The following is a 15,294-nucleotide window of genomic DNA, read 5'->3' as shown; positions in this document are numbered from 1 at the left end:
CGGCAGGTGACACCGGAGCGGTGGACTCCGGCGCCTGGAGCCGGGTGGGCCGGTGTGACGCCGGCGTCGGCTTGATCGACCGACAGAGGGTGGGCTCGGCCGGGAACACCTTGTGCGGCGCGGTTCAGATGCGTTGGGCGCGATGGAGGAGGGCGTGCAGTCCGTAGGGCCGTAGCGCGGCTCGGGCGGCGTTCGCCCCGGGCGCACCGTGGACTCCTCCGCCGGGGTGGGCGGCGGCGGAGGCGAGGTAGAGACCCTTGATGGGGGTCTCGGGCCGGCCTGTGCCGGGGGTGGGACGGAAGATCGCCTGTTGGTGCAGGGCGGTGGTGCCGTTGTTGATGGCGCCGTTGCGGAGGTTCTCGTTCATGGCCTGAAGGGTGGTGGGGGCCAGGATCCGGCGGGCGAGGATCCGTGCGCGGAAGCCGGGTGCGAACCGTTCCACTTGGGCCTCGATGCGGTCGGCCATGGCTTCTTGTTCCCGGGCGTTCCAGCGGCCGGTGATGCGGTCGGGGCCGGCGTCGGAGGTGATGTGCTGCGGGAGGTGGGTGTAGGCCCACGCGGATTCCGTGCCGGCGGGTGAGCGGCTGGGATCGGCCGTGGTCATCTGGCCGAACAGAGCGAAGGGCTCGTCGGGGACCTGTCCCATGGCAACCTGGGAAGCGAACCGGGTCAGGCCGTCGACGCCGTCGGCCACGTGGACCGTCCCCGCCCCGGCGGCTTGCTGCGCCGTCCACGGAACCGGGCCCGTCAGCGCCCAGTCGACCTTGAAGGTCGCGAAGTCCCACTGGAAGCGTTCCAGGTCCCGCCGGAGGCGGGGCGGAAGGTGCTCCTCGCCCACGAGCTCCCGGTACAGGCTCGTCGCCGACGTGTCGGCGAGCACGGCGCGCCGCGCGCCGACGACGTCACCGCCCGCCGTCTCGACGCCCACGGCCCTGCCGCCCCGCACTGCCACGGACACGACGCGCTCCCCGCAGCGCAGGACACCGCCGCGGCGCCGGAGGCGGCTCACAAGGGCCGCTGCCAGGGCGCCGGACCCGCCCACGGGGACCGGAAAGCCATGGCTCTGTCCGAGCATCGACATCAGCCAGCCGAAGCCGCCGCTGCCCGCCGCCTCGGGGGCCAGGTCGGCATGCAGGGCGTTGCCGGCCAGCAGGAGCCGGCCGGCTTCCCCGGCGAACTCCTCCTCGCCCAAGCGGCGCACGGGCAGAGCCAGGTTCCGGGCCAGTCGGAGACCGCCTGCAGCCCGGAGCTTCACAGCCAGGCGGAGCCCGGCCCGGACCGGCGGGAAGGGGGTGAAAAGGGCCTGGACCAGATCCGGTCCGACCCGGCTCCAGACGTCGTACATGTCCCGCCAGGCATCGCCGTCGGCCGACGCGAACTCGGCCAGCCCAGCTGCGGTCTCCTGCACACGGCGCTCCAGCACGGCGCACCTCCCGTCCCTCAGCGGGTGGGCCAGCACACGCGGGGCGTGGCTCCATCGCAGGCCCTCCGCGGCGAGATCCAGGCGGGCGAGCACCGGGGAGGCCGCGGCGAGAGGGTAGAAGGCGCTGAAGAGGTCCGAGACGTAGTCGGGGTGGACGCCGCGGTCGCTGCGCACGGCGCCTCCCGGCTCCTGCTGTGCCTCCAGGACTTCCACGCTCCACCCGACGTCCGCCAGCAGGTTCGCCGCCACCAGCCCGTTGGGACCGGATCCGATCACTACCGCGTCAGGCACGCGAGGCTCCGGCGGGCTCCTGTTCCACGACCCTGGCCAGGCGGGCCAACATGCCCCGGTGCCGGAGCTGGAGCACCACTTCACTCGCAGGGTTGTGGAGGGTGCCTCCCAGACCGCGGAGGGGGTGCTCGTCACAGATGACGAGAGTTTCCTCGCCCCACGGCCTGAGCTGGAGGAAGATCCTCGCTGTGCCGAGGGACTTGAACGAAGCTTCCAGTTCCAGCTCTCTTCCGGGTTCCCGGTGGCGTACGGTCGTCATCCCGTCGGCCGACCAGGGGCCCAGCCGCACGGTGTAGCGAAGCCGGGATCCGACCTCGGGCCAGGCCTGATCCAGTGGGGTGGACGTGGAGGGCCCCACTACCCACTCCCCGTACCGGGCCGGATCGGCGAGTACGGTCCACACCGCGTGCGGAGGACGACGGATCAGCTGATGACGGACAGCCACGGAAGAATTCCTCCTTCTGGCTGAACGGACGGTGCGTGGCCGGCCCCGTGTGCGCGGAGTCGGAGCCGTTACTCCCTCCGCTGCCGAGCCTGCGGGCCTGCCTGACGAGAGCCATCTCCTCGGTCATGGTGCGCGTACTCGCATGACCTCGCATCTCACCCGCGCCAGGCTGTCGGAGCGTCGCCGGCAAGATCCGGAAGCACGCCGGCCCGCGGCGCGCACCGGTGGAGTACCCCACCGGGAAGTCCTACCGTGGGAAAAACAGCAGCTGGAGCGGCCCATGCCTGTCACGTCACGTTCGGAGCCCGCGTTCCCATCGCCACATCCGTCAACGAGAGCGCTGCGGTCGGTACCGGGGCGACCGAGTGTGCCCCACCCCGATGCCCGAACCTGAGGGGACCGGACGACTGTCGCCCGTCGGCCGGATGCGCAGCGCGATCCGCCGTGCGCAGACCGGACGCTGCTGGGGGCGCGTTCGGGAAGTGGATCTGTGGCAACGCTCGTTGGGGTTCGCCGCGCTCGGGTTCCTGACACTGGTACCGCTGCTGATCGTCGTGTCCGCAGCGGACGCCGCGAGCGGGCAGGGATTCGCGCAGTGGCTCGGGGACGGGCTCGGCGTGTCGGCGACCGCCAGAGTGAAGATCGAACGGCTCTTCGCCCTGCCCGGCCAGGCGTGGCGGACCACGACGGCGTTCGGCTTGGCCCTCCTCGCCGTGTTCGGCGTGTCTTTCGCAACCATGCTGCAGAGTGGCTACGAAAGGATCTGGGACCTGCCCGCGGCGCGCTGGTGGGCACGGTGGCGGCAAGTGCTCTGGCTCGGCGTGCTGATCGGCGTCCTCTATCTGTCGGCATTCGCGCCGCCCTGGCGCGAATCGCCGTCCCGCGGCTTCGGGACGGTCGTGATCGGCACGCTGTTCTTCTGGTGGTCCCAGCGGTTGCTCCTCGGCGGCCGCGTCCACTGGATCGCCCTGCTCCCCGGGGCGGGGGCCACCATGCTCGGACTGCTGGGGCTCCGGTTCTTCTCCCGGTTCGTGTTCTCACCGCTCATCGCGTCGAACGCCGTCACATACGGGCCCTTCGGAACCGTCCTTGTCATCCAGTCCTGGCTCATAGGCATCGGCGTCGTCGTTTTCGGCGGCGCGCTCACCGGCCGACTGCTCCACGACGAACTGCTGCGTCGCGCGAACCTGACGAACCGGGGCCGCTGAGTTGTCCCGGTCGACCGTGCAGAGCCGCTCGCGGACGCCGATCCGAGTCCGGCACTGTCCCGACCAGACCGCACCTGGCCAGTGGCCGGGCGAGTCGTACCGAGGTCTACCGCACGGCAACGGCAAGGCCCGCGGGCTGGAACCGTTCCCGCCGCCCGGCCCCCTCAGCGTGTCGGCGCCGGCCCCGGTGGCCTGAGTGCAGCTGCCGTCGCCCGGTTACGGTACGGGCAGGCGCAGGGCGAGGAGGGCGATGTCGTCGGTGCTGCCTCGGGACATCCGGGCCGACAGCTGGTCGCACAGCGTTTCCAGTGGTTCGTGGGCGAGCGCGAGGGCGTGGCGGCGCAGCCGGCGGAGGCCGGTGTCGAGGTCACTGCCGGGGATCTCGATCAGGCCGTCGGTGTAGAGCAGGAGCGTGGACCCCGGCGGGAGCGCCTGGCTGGCGCTCGGCCGGTGGTGCCCGGCGCTCGGGTGGGCACCGAGGAGGATCCCCTGCCCGGCTTCCAGGTACTGCGCGTCCCCGTCGGGGGTCAGAAGCAGGGGCGGCGGGTGCCCGGCGCTGGTCCACCGCAGCGTCCAGGGGCCCGTGTCCGGGCCTTCCACCCGTGCCAGGACGAGGGTGGCCATCGGCACGGTGGTGATGGCGGGCATGGCGTCGTCGAGACGCTCCACGACGGCACCGGGAGGTCCCGTGTGGTCCCAGGCGAGGGAACGCAGGATGCCGTGCAGTTGCGCCATGCCGGCGGCGGCGGTCAGATCGTGGCCCATGACGTCCCCGATGACCAGCGCGAGCGTGCCGTCCTTCAGAGCGAACGCGTCGTACCAGTCGCCACCGACCTGGGAACCGGCCGGGGCCGGCTGGTAGCGGGCGGCCAGCCGCAGCCGTCCGGGCTGGGGCAGTGGGGGCAGGAGGTTGCGCTGCATGGCTTCGGCGACGGCACGCTGGCGACCGAACCTTCGGGCGTTTTCGATGACCAGGCCGACCCGGTGGCCGATGTCACCCACCACCTCCAGGTCGCCGGTGTCGAAGGGGTGCGCCGGATCGGTGCGTGCCAGCGTCAGGGCACCGGTGACCTCACGCGCGGCGCCCAGGGGCACCGTGATGGCGGATGTCGCGCCGGTTGCCCTGAGGAAGCCACTGTGGACGGCGGCCAGGGGGGAGTCGGGCGGTGCGGCTGTGTCCGCGGGCTCCTCCAGGACGGGATCGCCCCCGTTCAGAACCCGGACCAGTGGCGAGTGGGTCGCCTCCCCGGCGGGCGGGAGGTGACCGCGCCAGTCCTCCTGTCCGGCGTCACGGCCCCCGGGGCCGGTGACAGCCACCCGGTGGACCTGCCGGGAACCGACCCGCAGGTCCACCGCCGCCCAGTCGGCCAGGCGGGGAACCAGAAGACGGCTCAAACGGGCGAGGGCCTCGTCGACCTCCAGGGTCTGACCGAGCACGTCGGTGATCTCCGCGACGAGTGTCAGCCGCTCGGTGAGACTCTCCAGAGCACGCGTACGGGCCGCTCGTTCCGCACGTTCCGCACGCTCCGCACGTTCCCAAGGCGCATCGCGGTTCGCGGCGGTCTCGGTGAGCAGCACGACCATGCCCTGCAAGGCGCCGTCGTCCGCCAGTGGCGAAGCCGACCAGGAGACGGAGACCAGACGACCGTCACCCCGCAGACACCTGTCGTCCTCCCCACGCGCCGAACGCCCTCCGGCCAGTGCCCGGAGCAGCGGGCAAAGCTCCCGTGGGATCCTGGCGCCCCCCGGGTCACGGTGGAGCAGGTCGTGGACGTCCTGCCCGTGCATAGCCGCCGCTGCGCGCCCCAGCAGCCGCTCGGCGGCCGGATTGACCGCGACGATCTGCCCCGCCGGTGCCACCACGATCACGGCGGTGCCCAGTTGCTCGACGACCTGCTGCCACAGCCCCGGTCCCGCCGTCCACGGTCGCGCGTCATCCCCGCCGGGCGTCACACCCGCCACCACGCCGCCCTTCCCCGAACGGAACGCTCCCACCGCAACCGCGGTCTCCCCCTGCCACGGATACCGCTGCCCCGATGGTCTCGTGTGAGAACCCGGCCGCACGGCCGACATGACGGCCCGCTCCCTCCGTCTCCGGGGGACGGCGAAGGGTGAGATGTGCTCATGCGTTCGATCGCCGGCCGTAGGTTGGTGCAGGCTCCGCTGCCGGTGCTCAACGCGCAGGTGCGCGTGTCGTAGAGACGCATTGCCCGACGTTACACGGCCGGGCCGGTGGGGCGAGCCCGATCCGTACCGGTGTCGACCAGAATCTGGTCGGCCTGCGGGGTTGCCGGTGCGGACCGCGTCGGCCATCGCGACCCTCGCCCCGGGCAGCGGCGTGTCCGGTGGGACCACGAGCAGGGTGAAGTGGTCCTGGTCGCCGCGGGTCACGAGCGCGGTGTCGTCAGCCACGGCGAAAGCATCGATGTGCACCACTTGGTCGCCGATGGTCATCCGTGTTGGCAGGGCATCCCAGGCGCCGCAGTCCAGGCCGATCCGGGTGATGGGCCCGAGCCGTTCGATCAGCGCCGTGATCAGGTCGCGCAGCTCGGAGTCGGCGTCCCCGGAACGCGGCCACCATGCACCGTCGAGGATGCCCCGGCGGTCGTGGGTGGTCGTCAGCCGCAGGAGCGCGGTTCCAGGGCGCACGGATTCGTACACTCCGTCCGCCAGGAGTCCTGCCGGGGAGAGGGAATCGGAGACGGCCATGGGGCTCACCGGCCTGTCGGGTTCCGGCAGGCCGCCGGGCGCCGGTGGCGATGATGGAGCGGCTGTCGGCGAGAGCAACCTGATTCACCCGATTCGGCGTCGCCCTCTCCCTCAGGTCACTCTCCGCCCACCTGCCCGGTCGGCGACCGAGTGCGAGATCACCGGCCCGGTGCAGGGGACGTACTCCCGTTCATCGTCCGCGGCACGCAGTACGCGCGCGGCCGGCCCCTGCTCCCACGGATCGGTGCCGAGTCACACGATCGGCAGGAGCTCCCACGGTCCCGTCGTGATCCATCTTCCACGCGCCTTCCATGCGTCAAGGTCGCAGCAATGTGAGGCCATCGGGACTCACCGGCTTTTCTGCCCCGGATGCAGGGCCGCCCTGACAAGCCGCGCAAGGATGCCGCGTCGTCTCGGGACCCGCCGGAGTACGGTGGGGTAGCGAGGGTTCTTCGTACGCCGGTGATCAGGCCGGTCTCATCCTCGTGGTTCCACCTCACCGGGCGCTGCGCGCTCGAGGCAGGTTCCGCCCCATGGCCGCCGAAGCGGCTCGCTCCGAGCATTCCTCGGCTGTGCCCAAGATGTCGTCGGACCCGGTAGTCGCCCGGCAAGTCGCCGACGCGCTCCACTGGTTCTTCGCCTGTGAACGAACCGGCAGCTGCCGGCCGGGCACCCCCAGGCGGCGGCTCGCGTCGGCAGCTGAGGACCTCGGACTGCTCGTTTTTGACCGGGAGCAGCTCACGGCCGGCAGCCCCGCAGCACACCCGTTGCCCACGCCGGGGCGGCGCGTGACCTGGCCGCGCCCTCACCGGCGCGGTCCCCCACCGAGACCTGACCAAGGGATCCCTGCATGTCGCTCTCTTCCTCCACCACCCCGACGGGGCGCCCGTCGAACACTGCCTCCTCGCCCCAGGATTACGACGGGACGTCCCCCTTCCCGCCGGACGGTCCGGCTCCTGTACGCAATGGCGGCGAACGGCTGTACGTCACGGTGACGGCGGTGATAGTCGTGCTGCCGTTCGTGGCGATCGGCCTGGCCGGCTGGTTGCTGTGGGGCAGTTTCATCCACCCGGCCGACATCGTCCTCGCGGCCATCCTGTACACCGTCACGGGCCTCGGCGTGACGGTCGGCTTCCACCGGGGTCTCACCCACGGCAGCTACCAGGCCACACGTCCGGTGCGCATTGCACTCGCGGTGGCCGGGTCCATGAGCTTCCAGGGTGACGTCATCAGCTGGGTTGCCACCCACCGCCGTCACCACGCCTTCACCGACCGGCCCGGGGACCCGCACTCCCCGTACCGCTACGGCACCCACCTGCGCGGCCAGTTGCGCGGACTGCTGCACGCGCATGTCGGCTGGCTGTTCCGCAGCGACCGCACGCCCGCCGACCGGTATGCGCCCGACCTGCTGGCCGACCGCGACATCCGCACCATCGCCCGCGCCTTCCCCGGCCTGTCCGTCCTCACCCTCGCCCTGCCGTTCGCGGTGGGCTGGGCCATCGGCGGGACCTGGGTGTACGGCATCACCGCCCTGCTGTGGGCGGGACTTGTCCGTATCGCGCTGCTCCACCACGTCACCTGGAGTGTGAACTCCCTGTGCCACGTGATCGGCGACCGCCCGTTCCGTACGCGCCGCCACGACCGGGCCACCAACCTGTGGCCGCTGGCCCTGCTCTCGTTCGGCGAGAGCTGGCACAACCTCCACCACGCCGACCCCACCTGTGCCCGACATGGTGTCGACCGAGGCCAGATCGACCTCTCCGCCGCGGTCATCCGCTGCCTCGAACGCCTCGGCTGGGTGTACGACGTGCGCTGGCCTGCTCCGGCCCGCATCGCTGCCCGCCGCGTCTGACCGTACCCGAAACGCATCATGGCCTGGGTTGCCGACTGCATGACCTCCGTCTGGCCTTTGTCCAGCAGTAGGACGCCGCTACAGAACTTGACTGGGTGATGCAGGACGGGCGGGCTGTCGGGGACCGCGAGGAATGCGCTGGCCTGCCGCTGCCTGGCCCTGACCACCGCCCCCGGCGACGCCGGTCGACGGCCTGCTTTCTGACCGGTCATGGACACAGCGATGAGTTTTCGTAGCCCGGAGAGTCTCACCACCGTCACCGACAACACAGGAGGAAAACGTGGCTCGGCTACTGAGGGTCCAGAACTTCAATGTCTCGAGTGACGGCATCGGTGCCGGTGAGGACCAGAGCATGGAGAGTCCGTTCGGCCATGCCAATCCCGAGAGGCTGTTCGCCTGGGCCGGCGCCACGGCGAGCTGGCCCATGCGCACCGATCCCGGGGGGAGTCAGGGCCTTGACGACTATTTCACGCGGGATTACTCGCGCAACATCGGTGCCGAGATCATGGGCCGCAACAAGTTCGGGCCCTTTCGCGGGCCCTGGAACGACCATGAGTGGCACGGCTGGTGGGGGAACGAGCCCCCGTTCCGCACCCCGGTGTTCGTCATGACCCACCACAAGCGTCCTTCGTTCACGCTCGCCGACACCACGTTCCACTTCGTCGACGGCGACCCGGCGACAGTCCTCGAGCAGGCGCGCGAGGCAGCGCAGGGGAAGGACGTCAGACTCGGCGGTGGGGTGACCACCATCCGGCAGTTCCTCCACGCCGACCTCGTCGACACCATGCATGTGGCGGTCTCTCCGGTGAAACTCGGGTCCGGAGTACGACTCTGGGAGTCGCCCGATGAGCTGCGCGACCGGTTCCACCTGGAGGTCGTACCCAGCCCGAGCGGTGTGACGCACCACTTGTTCTGGCGCAAGTGACCGGGCCTCAGGCAGCCCCGGCTACCTGTTCTGCCTCCCGGGGCTGCCCTGATGGAAGCCGTCGAGTCGCGCTGCGGGTGGTCAACCGGCTGTCGTGCAACGACGTCACGGTCGCCGACGGCCCTCCCGGATCCGCCGTCAGCGAGGCAATGGCCGACCCGTGAGCGGGAACACCCGGCAGTCGAAATCTCCAACCCATCGGCGGATCAATCGAGCACGATGTACCCGCCAAACGAAGTCGCCGGACATGAACAGAGCGTCCGTCTTTCACACAAGGTCACTGCCGTCGCCCGAAGGTCGTCAGGGGCCTTCGGGAGGGCGGCTGTTGGGGGTCATCGGTCTGGGTTACCTGGACCCCGAGTTGATGTGGTCCCATCCGTCCCTCATCACGCGGCACCTCCCGCCGTTCCACAGGACGTTGCTCTTCCCGCACAGCCCCGGCGATGCCGCCGATGAAGGCCGCAGCCGTTGCGGCCGCCGGGGCCGCAACTGTCAGATCCATGGATTGAGGGGGTCATGCGGGCCCCGAGTACCCGCTGTCGAAGAGCCGACTCCCGGCTCATCCGAGGGAACGCTCGAGCAGGCCGGCTCGCAGACGGCTCTGCCCGGCCGCGCATTGCGTTGCAGGCTCCCCGGATCCCTCACTGGGGGTCCCGCATCCGCCGCCGATGATCAGCCCGGCCGCAAACGGAGAACCTGTGCATGCAGGAATGCACGTAGAGCGATCCTGTGGCTGCGGCGGATAATCGTCAATTACGGTTTGAAGGCGTCCTTCACCTTGCGTGCGCCACCCTTCACTTTCTCCTTGGCTTCGCGTAGGTCCCCCTTGGATTTCTCGGCGTGCCCCTTCGCCGTCATCTCCTCACTTCCGATTGCGCGCCCAGTGCTCTCCTTGACCTTCCCCTTGGCCTGCTCTGCCTTGGCCTTGATCCTCTTGTTCGTACTCATCCCAGATTCGCCTCATCCGCAGAATCACAGAGACCGGATGCTCTCTATTATCTCTCGCGGCTACGGAGCGGGTGACGCCGACGGACGTCGAGGGTGAGAAGGAATTCGTCATGTCACGCGGCGGGCCCGGTGGCGGACCGCGCGGAGTCGGACCGTGGCCGGAAGGCTGCTCAGTCCGGCGGACTCTCGGGCGTGGCGCAGCGCCTCCTGGTTCAGTTGCGCCAGGGCTTGAGTCGGTTCGGCATGCGCTTCGAGCTGGAGATCCACTCGCGCGACCGGCGCCGTGGGCGTGCCCGTCAGCCGTACGTGTGCATGCGCGACACCGCCCATGCCTTCCGCCTCGTCGGCCAGGACGGACTCCAGTGCACCTCCCAGCAGCCGCGCTCCGTGCCCGTCGCCGCTGTCGACGAGGGCCGCAGCCAGGCGGTGCCTGCGCAGTTGGGTGAGCAGCCACCAGAGCAGGAGGATCAGCAGCACGCTCAGTACGCCGATGACGACGGGCCACCACCACAGGTGGTCGCGGAAGCGAGTGCGCCCCGCGTCTCCCAGCACCACATCATGCGGCCCCCGGAAGGGCCACCAGGTGGGCACCACGAAATCCCACCGTCGCTGGAGGTCGAGCCCGCCGAGCAGCACCGCAGCGCCGAGCGCGAACAGACCGGCCCCGATCAGCCCCAGCAGCACCCGGTTGACCGTCCTGACCATGTCCGCTCACCCCTTCTTCGCGCGTCGGACGTAGAGGGACAGGGCCGGCGGACGGGCGAGCCCGAGTTGCCGTGCGCCGTTCGTCAAGGTCGATTCCAGGTCTGAGCGGACCTCTTCGAGATCGCGGAAATGGGACCGCACCCTTGCTCTGATCCTTCGGCGGCCCACGTCGATCCGGGCCGACTGCACGCCCGCCACCTCCATGGCCCGGTCGCGCAGCACGAGTGCCACAGCGGAACGGTCGAGCCCGGCGCGAAGGTCGGCGGCGTGCGCATCAGCGGGGGGCTGCATCGGCAGCAGCCGACGTAGCCCAGGGGTCAGGGCGAGGAGCAGCAGCCACAGGCCGATGGCCATCGCGAGCACGGCGCCGCCGATCATCCAGCCGTCGTCGAGGGGGCGGGTCGCCAGTTCCTCGGCGAGACTGCGCCGCCAGCTCATCGCGGACCGACCGGCCCGGACGGCGGCCACGTCGTACAGGAAGAGACCGGTGGCCGCGGCGGCGATCAGGGCCACGATCGCGGCGGGCACGCGACGCGTGGACCAGAACCGGCGCACTCGTCGCCCACCGGACGCGGGTGCGCCCGGTCCGGACCCGCCCGGCTCGGTGGAACGAGGCCGCTGGGTGTCATTGGTCGTCACGCCCCGACTCGCAGACTCCGGCTCCTGTTCGCTCACCTCGTCCTCCTCACGCCACGCGCCGCGCGGGTGCCGAATGCAGCTGATCGACCGTCACGGCGACTTCCTGCACCGTCATGCCTGCCAGGCGGCTCACTTTCTCCCTGACTTCGCGACGGACCGCGCCGCACTGGGCGCCGATGTCGGACGGGTAACCCAGTTCCAGCACGATGTGCACCCGTGCCCGGCCAAACGCGTCTCCCCGCTCGGATGCATGTTGCACCGTGACGGTCGCATGCGGCTTCGAACGGCCGGGAGGGACGGAAGGGGTGGACTCGCCTGATCGGTTCAACGCCTCACGCGCCGCCTGGGAGGCGATCTTCGCAACGACGCGGTCGGCGACTCGGGTCGCACCGCGAGCGCCTCTGGGCACCGCCGGGGAGGCGGTCTGTGACGGCGTCACCGTTCACCGTCGCCGGTCGACGCGATCACGGGTCCGGAAGAAGTGTCCGGGCTCCAGGTCCCCGTCCAGGAACCGTCCGGCGACGAATCCGACGGCGCCCAGCGCCGCCACCAGGAGAAAAGCCCCGAAGCCGCCGAAGTACCCGGCGAAGCCGAGTCCCATTCCGGCGACCAGGCCCACCACGGCCATGCTCATCGCGCCCTCCTTCATGCTGCACCAGGCCGACTACCGCAGCCTTGGTTGCTCTTCCTCTTCTTCCTCTTCGTCGGGAAGCTTCACGTCGCTGACCGCGATGTTGACTTCCACGACTTCCAGGCCCGTCATCCACTCGACGGCGGAGATCACGCTCTCCCGCACGCCGCCCGCCACGTCCGCGACGGACACGCCGTAGTCGATGACGATCTCCAGATCGATCGCCGTCTGCGTCTCGCCGACTTCGGCCTTGACGCCGCGAGAGACGGACTTGGTGGTGCCGGGCATGCGTTCCCGCGCGGCACCAAAGGCCCGGGAGATGCCGCTGCCCATCGCGTGCACACCCGCCACATCGCGGGCCGCTATTCCGGCAATCTTCTCGACAACGCCGTCGGCGATGGTGGTCCTGCCCCGCGTGCCAGCGTCGCCGCGCCCCGCCGCGGCGTTCTTCCTCGTGGTTGTCCCCGCGAAATCCGTGCCGAACGGCCCGGGCTGGTTCTGCTGTCCCGTCTCGGTCATAGCAGTCGCCCCTTCTCAGACGAAGCACCTTTTGTACGAGTTCCCACGTTATGCTCGGTTAGTCGGTAATGCTCGAACTCCAGGGGGCAGCGGCATCCTGCCCCTGCTCGACGAACGGCGTGAGGGATCCGGATCGCGACCCGGTTGGCGGCGGTCCGGGCACAGAGCGATACGGAATGGGGAGTGATCGCCGATGACGTCCGACGCGTGGGCGCCGACAATGCGACAGCAGATCGGCCTGGGCCGTCTCCTCCCGCTCGGCGGGCCCGAGGACGGAGCCTGGATCACCGAGGTCGCAGTGGGCGGGGTCCTGCGCCGCGCGGCCTCCGGAGTACTCGGGATCCGGCTGGGCGGGCTGCGCGTCCGTCTGGACGACCCGGAAGCAGCGCCTGAGCCCTCTGTGCCGGCGCCCCGGACCGCGCTGCCGCCGGGACCACTGCGCATCGAAACGGAGTTCTCGGCACCGGCCCGACAGCCTCTGACAGACTCCGCCGACCAATTGCGCCAAGCGCTCCTCACAGCAGCCCACGAGCGCCTCGGGCTGGTGACCGCCGGGATCGACCTGCACGTGACAGACCTGATGGAGGATCCGACGCCGATGGCCGTGGAGGATCCGGCGACGACAGCCGACGCTGCAGCGGAGCGCCCGACGCCCATCACAGGTGCCGGAACCGCCGAGTCCGAGGACACAGCTCTCGGACCCCTGCACCCCACTCCGGGCCAAGCGCCCGTGCGCAAGCCAACCGCGCTGCTGGCCAATACGGCGGCGGCCGTACCCGGTGTGACCCGCCTGGCCCCCGCTTCAGGACTGCCGCTGCCCCACACGCGCGGAAGGCCGGCTCATCCCGTCCGCATCAAGGACAGCGACGACCCGCCAGGCAGACACGTCCAGATCGAGTTGGCGACGGCCGAGGCTCATCGAGCACTCGATGTCGCCCTCGCCGTCCGAGCCGCCGTGGCCGCGGAGGCGATGGCCGACGCCCCTGGCCCAGTGACAGTCGCCGTCCTCGTCACGGCAGTGGATCCGGCCAACGGCTGAGCACCCGTCCCCCACAGAGACGGCGGCGTCGGACGCACCGCGGACCGTCACCCTTTTCTCTGACCTGCATCGGGATGGGGGAGCCGCCCGAGGTCGGCGCAAGGGGGCAGCTGCATTTCGTGCGCGCACGACCACTTCACACCAATTAGCCGTCAACGGCGCTTCCCTTGATCTTCCTCGTCTTCCCAGTCTTCGTCTTCCTCTTCGTCCTCCTCTTCGCCTTCCTCTTCCTCTTCGTCTTCGGGGTATTCGTCCTCTGCGTCTTCCTCATCGGCGTACTCGTCGTCTTCGGAGGATTCGTCGGCCTCTTCCTCCTCCACGACTTCCTCGTGGGTGCGGACCACTTCACCGTCGCGGACTTCGCCGCGCCAGCCTTCCGGTTCCTCGTCGGTCAGGGTGACATAGCGCTGGAAGTGCTTGAAGTCCAGCCGGAGGCGCCGCCCTTGAGCGCGCCAGATGTTGCCGGTCTTTTCGAAGAAGCCCGAGGGGTAGTACTCGACCACGAGTACGATGCGCGTCAGCGTCGGGGTCAGCTCGTGGAAGCTGACGCAGCCGCGCGTGGTGCCCTTGGCGCCCTCGGAGGTCCACGCGATGCGTTCGTCCGGCACCTGTTCCTGGACCGTGGCTTTCCAACCGCGGGTCGACGGACCAACCTTGACCTTCCAGTCGCTGTCGGTGTCCTTACCTCTTGACACGCTGCGGACGCCCTTGGTGAAGCTGCTGAACTTCTCGTACTGAGTCCAGTGGTCGTAGGCGAAACGAAGAGGCACGCCAACGTCGGCTACTTCGATGATGTTCATGACCTTGGAGGTGCCGGAGCCGCGGCCTTTCTTTCCCCCGCCGAACGCCTCCTTGACCTTGCCGAACACGTTGTCCTTGACGCTTTTCGCCTTCTCACCGATCAGAGCCTTGAACGGGGAGTCGCCTTGAAGCATCCTCAGACCTGCTTTGGGGAGCACGCCGCCGTTCTCCACGACACCCTTGAGCCCCTCGGTGACCTCACCCAGCTTGTCCCCCGCCTTTTCGGCCAGGTTCTCCACCTGGGCTCCCAGGAAGCTCGTGAAGGCTCCGCGCAGTTGGTCCAGCCCCGAGCCCTGGTCGCTTCCGGTGTCACGTTCCGTGCGGGTCATGGTCTACCTCCGCCGTCTGGTTGCCTTCCTCGGCGCCGTCTTCTTGGCAACGGTCTTTCGTGCGGAAGTCTTCTTCGCCGGGGCCGAAGACCGCTTCGCGGGGGCCGACTTTCTCGCTTCGGACCTACTCGCGGAAGTCTTCTTCGCCGGGGCCGAGGACCGCTTCGCGGGGGCCGACTTCCTCGCATCGGACTCACTCGCGGCAGCCTTCTTCGCCGGGGCCTTCCGGGGAGCGGCTTCAGCAGGACGGTGCCTGCGCGGCCTTCTAGCAGCACGGCGGTGCCGGGGCGCGGGCTCTTCCCGCTCTTCCTCCTCCGGCTCTTCTTCCTCCTCGGGCTCTTCTTCCTCGCCCTCTTCGTACTCGTCCTCAGGCTCGCCCTCCTCCTCCTCAGGCTCTTCCTCTTCCTCGCCCTCTTCGTACTCCTCCTCGGGCTCGCCCTCTTCCTCTCCGCCTATGCGTGCGGTGCGCTCGTGGAGCGAGTCAGCCAACTCGGCGAGTTTGCGGTCGGCCACCGCACTCATAGCCTTGCGTCCGACATCCAGGACCTCACCGCGCAACTGCTCGTTGAGCTCGGCGAACTGAGGAAGTTCACGCAGCCTCTTGACCCCCTCCGCCAGCAGTTGCTGTGGCTCCAGACCGAACCGCCGCCCGGCCACGTAGGTCGCCGCAGCGAAGGCGACCCGCGCCTTCTTCGTCCGGCCGAGGACATACCCCACGACAACCGCGGCGCCAAGAGCAAGCTTGGGTACATCGTTCATCAGCTTTCCCTTCACAGGGCTGCCGAACAGATGTTCCGCCTGGCGAGTGCCGGCCGTCCAAGGGCTCCGCA

Annotated in this window: 15 protein-coding genes; 4 read left to right on the top strand and 11 right to left on the bottom strand. The window is 69.7% G+C overall.

All coding sequences use genetic code 11. The features are described from left to right. Window positions 1-124: 124 nt before the first annotated feature. Together ACWCP6_RS19005 and ACWCP6_RS19000 are read right to left on the bottom strand one after the other, a co-directional pair. Window positions 125-1,714, bottom strand: coding sequence for a phytoene desaturase family protein (locus ACWCP6_RS19005; protein ID WP_450933612.1), 1,590 nt, complete (start codon window positions 1,712-1,714; stop codon window positions 125-127). After that, window positions 1,707-2,159: an SRPBCC family protein gene (locus ACWCP6_RS19000; protein ID WP_450933611.1), complete on the bottom strand. Its 453-nt coding sequence runs from the start codon at window positions 2,157-2,159 to the stop codon at window positions 1,707-1,709. Before ACWCP6_RS19000 ends, ACWCP6_RS19005 begins: the two co-directional genes overlap by 8 nt. Before the next feature lie 425 nt (window positions 2,160-2,584). On the opposite strand from ACWCP6_RS19000, the gene ACWCP6_RS18995 reads away from it, so the two are divergent. Next, window positions 2,585-3,367, top strand: coding sequence for a ribonuclease BN (locus ACWCP6_RS18995; RefSeq protein WP_450933692.1), 783 nt, complete (start codon window positions 2,585-2,587; stop codon window positions 3,365-3,367). A gap of 216 nt (window positions 3,368-3,583) precedes the next feature. Here the strand turns inward: ACWCP6_RS18995 and ACWCP6_RS18990 are convergent, their stop codons facing one another. Beyond that, window positions 3,584-6,016, bottom strand: coding sequence for a DUF5994 family protein (locus ACWCP6_RS18990; protein WP_450933610.1), 2,433 nt, complete (start codon window positions 6,014-6,016; stop codon window positions 3,584-3,586). 910 nt (window positions 6,017-6,926) lie between these two features. Here ACWCP6_RS18990 and ACWCP6_RS18985 point away from each other — a divergent pair. After that, entirely contained in the window at window positions 6,927-7,928 is a 1,002-nt protein-coding gene (locus tag ACWCP6_RS18985) for an acyl-CoA desaturase (RefSeq protein ID WP_450933609.1), read from the top strand. Between the two features lie 280 nt (window positions 7,929-8,208). Next, window positions 8,209-8,853, top strand: a complete 645-nt coding sequence (locus tag ACWCP6_RS18980) for a dihydrofolate reductase family protein (RefSeq protein WP_450933608.1) — start codon at window positions 8,209-8,211, stop codon at window positions 8,851-8,853. Window positions 8,854-9,606: 753 nt separating this feature from the next. On the opposite strand, the gene ACWCP6_RS18975 is transcribed toward ACWCP6_RS18980, so the two are convergent. The 6 genes from ACWCP6_RS18975 to ACWCP6_RS18950 form a co-directional block, all read right to left on the bottom strand. Then, window positions 9,607-9,801 carry a CsbD family protein gene (locus tag ACWCP6_RS18975; RefSeq protein ID WP_450933607.1) on the bottom strand — a complete coding sequence of 65 codons (195 nt, stop codon included), beginning with the start codon at window positions 9,799-9,801 and terminating at the stop codon, window positions 9,607-9,609. 108 nt (window positions 9,802-9,909) lie between these two features. Further along, window positions 9,910-10,506: an alkaline shock response membrane anchor protein AmaP gene (amaP, locus tag ACWCP6_RS18970; protein ID WP_450933606.1), complete on the bottom strand. Its 597-nt coding sequence runs from the start codon at window positions 10,504-10,506 to the stop codon at window positions 9,910-9,912. A 6-nt stretch (window positions 10,507-10,512) separates the two neighbouring features. Then, window positions 10,513-11,034: a DUF6286 domain-containing protein gene (locus ACWCP6_RS18965; RefSeq protein WP_450933605.1), complete on the bottom strand. Its 522-nt coding sequence runs from the start codon at window positions 11,032-11,034 to the stop codon at window positions 10,513-10,515. A 157-nt stretch (window positions 11,035-11,191) separates the two neighbouring features. Next, entirely contained in the window at window positions 11,192-11,350 is a 159-nt protein-coding gene (locus tag ACWCP6_RS18960; RefSeq protein WP_450933604.1) for a hypothetical protein, read from the bottom strand. 237 nt (window positions 11,351-11,587) lie between these two features. Continuing rightward, on the bottom strand, window positions 11,588-11,779 hold the full coding sequence (locus ACWCP6_RS18955; RefSeq protein WP_450933603.1) for a hypothetical protein: 192 nt from the start codon (window positions 11,777-11,779) through the stop codon (window positions 11,588-11,590). Window positions 11,780-11,809: 30 nt separating this feature from the next. Continuing rightward, window positions 11,810-12,295, bottom strand: coding sequence for an Asp23/Gls24 family envelope stress response protein (locus ACWCP6_RS18950; protein ID WP_450933602.1), 486 nt, complete (start codon window positions 12,293-12,295; stop codon window positions 11,810-11,812). A gap of 193 nt (window positions 12,296-12,488) precedes the next feature. Between ACWCP6_RS18950 and ACWCP6_RS18945 the strand changes: the two genes are divergently transcribed. Further along, window positions 12,489-13,334: a hypothetical protein gene (locus tag ACWCP6_RS18945; RefSeq protein ID WP_450933601.1), complete on the top strand. Its 846-nt coding sequence runs from the start codon at window positions 12,489-12,491 to the stop codon at window positions 13,332-13,334. Between the two features lie 152 nt (window positions 13,335-13,486). Here the strand turns inward: ACWCP6_RS18945 and ACWCP6_RS18940 are convergent, their stop codons facing one another. Next, window positions 13,487-14,464 (bottom strand): SRPBCC family protein, encoded by a 978-nt coding sequence (locus ACWCP6_RS18940; RefSeq protein WP_450933600.1) that lies wholly within the window; start codon window positions 14,462-14,464, stop codon window positions 13,487-13,489. Window positions 14,465-14,467: 3 nt separating this feature from the next. Next, window positions 14,468-15,223 (bottom strand): histone protein, encoded by a 756-nt coding sequence (locus tag ACWCP6_RS18935; RefSeq protein ID WP_450933599.1) that lies wholly within the window; start codon window positions 15,221-15,223, stop codon window positions 14,468-14,470. Window positions 15,224-15,294: the final 71 nt, after the last annotated feature.

The organism is Streptomyces sp. NPDC002004 (genome assembly GCF_053593975.1).
The sequence above is the reverse complement of the archived record's forward strand: the minus strand, read 5'-3'. Positions and strand labels throughout refer to the sequence as shown.

What these genes read in the sequence shown, in the direction of transcription:
- ACWCP6_RS18995 (WP_450933692.1), top strand. Translation starts at nt 2,585, where the DNA reads ATGCGCAGCGCGATCCGCCGTGCGCAGACCGGACGCTGCTGGGGGCGC.
- ACWCP6_RS18985 (WP_450933609.1), top strand. Translation starts at nt 6,927, where the DNA reads ATGTCGCTCTCTTCCTCCACCACCCCGACGGGGCGCCCGTCGAACACT.
- ACWCP6_RS18975 (WP_450933607.1), bottom strand. Translation starts at nt 9,801, where the DNA reads ATGAGTACGAACAAGAGGATCAAGGCCAAGGCAGAGCAGGCCAAGGGG.
- amaP (WP_450933606.1), bottom strand. Translation starts at nt 10,506, where the DNA reads ATGGTCAGGACGGTCAACCGGGTGCTGCTGGGGCTGATCGGGGCCGGT.
- ACWCP6_RS18955 (WP_450933603.1), bottom strand. Translation starts at nt 11,779, where the DNA reads ATGAGCATGGCCGTGGTGGGCCTGGTCGCCGGAATGGGACTCGGCTTC.
- ACWCP6_RS18950 (WP_450933602.1), bottom strand. Translation starts at nt 12,295, where the DNA reads ATGACCGAGACGGGACAGCAGAACCAGCCCGGGCCGTTCGGCACGGAT.
- ACWCP6_RS18945 (WP_450933601.1), top strand. Translation starts at nt 12,489, where the DNA reads ATGACGTCCGACGCGTGGGCGCCGACAATGCGACAGCAGATCGGCCTG.
- ACWCP6_RS18940 (WP_450933600.1), bottom strand. Translation starts at nt 14,464, where the DNA reads ATGACCCGCACGGAACGTGACACCGGAAGCGACCAGGGCTCGGGGCTG.
- ACWCP6_RS18935 (WP_450933599.1), bottom strand. Translation starts at nt 15,223, where the DNA reads ATGAACGATGTACCCAAGCTTGCTCTTGGCGCCGCGGTTGTCGTGGGG.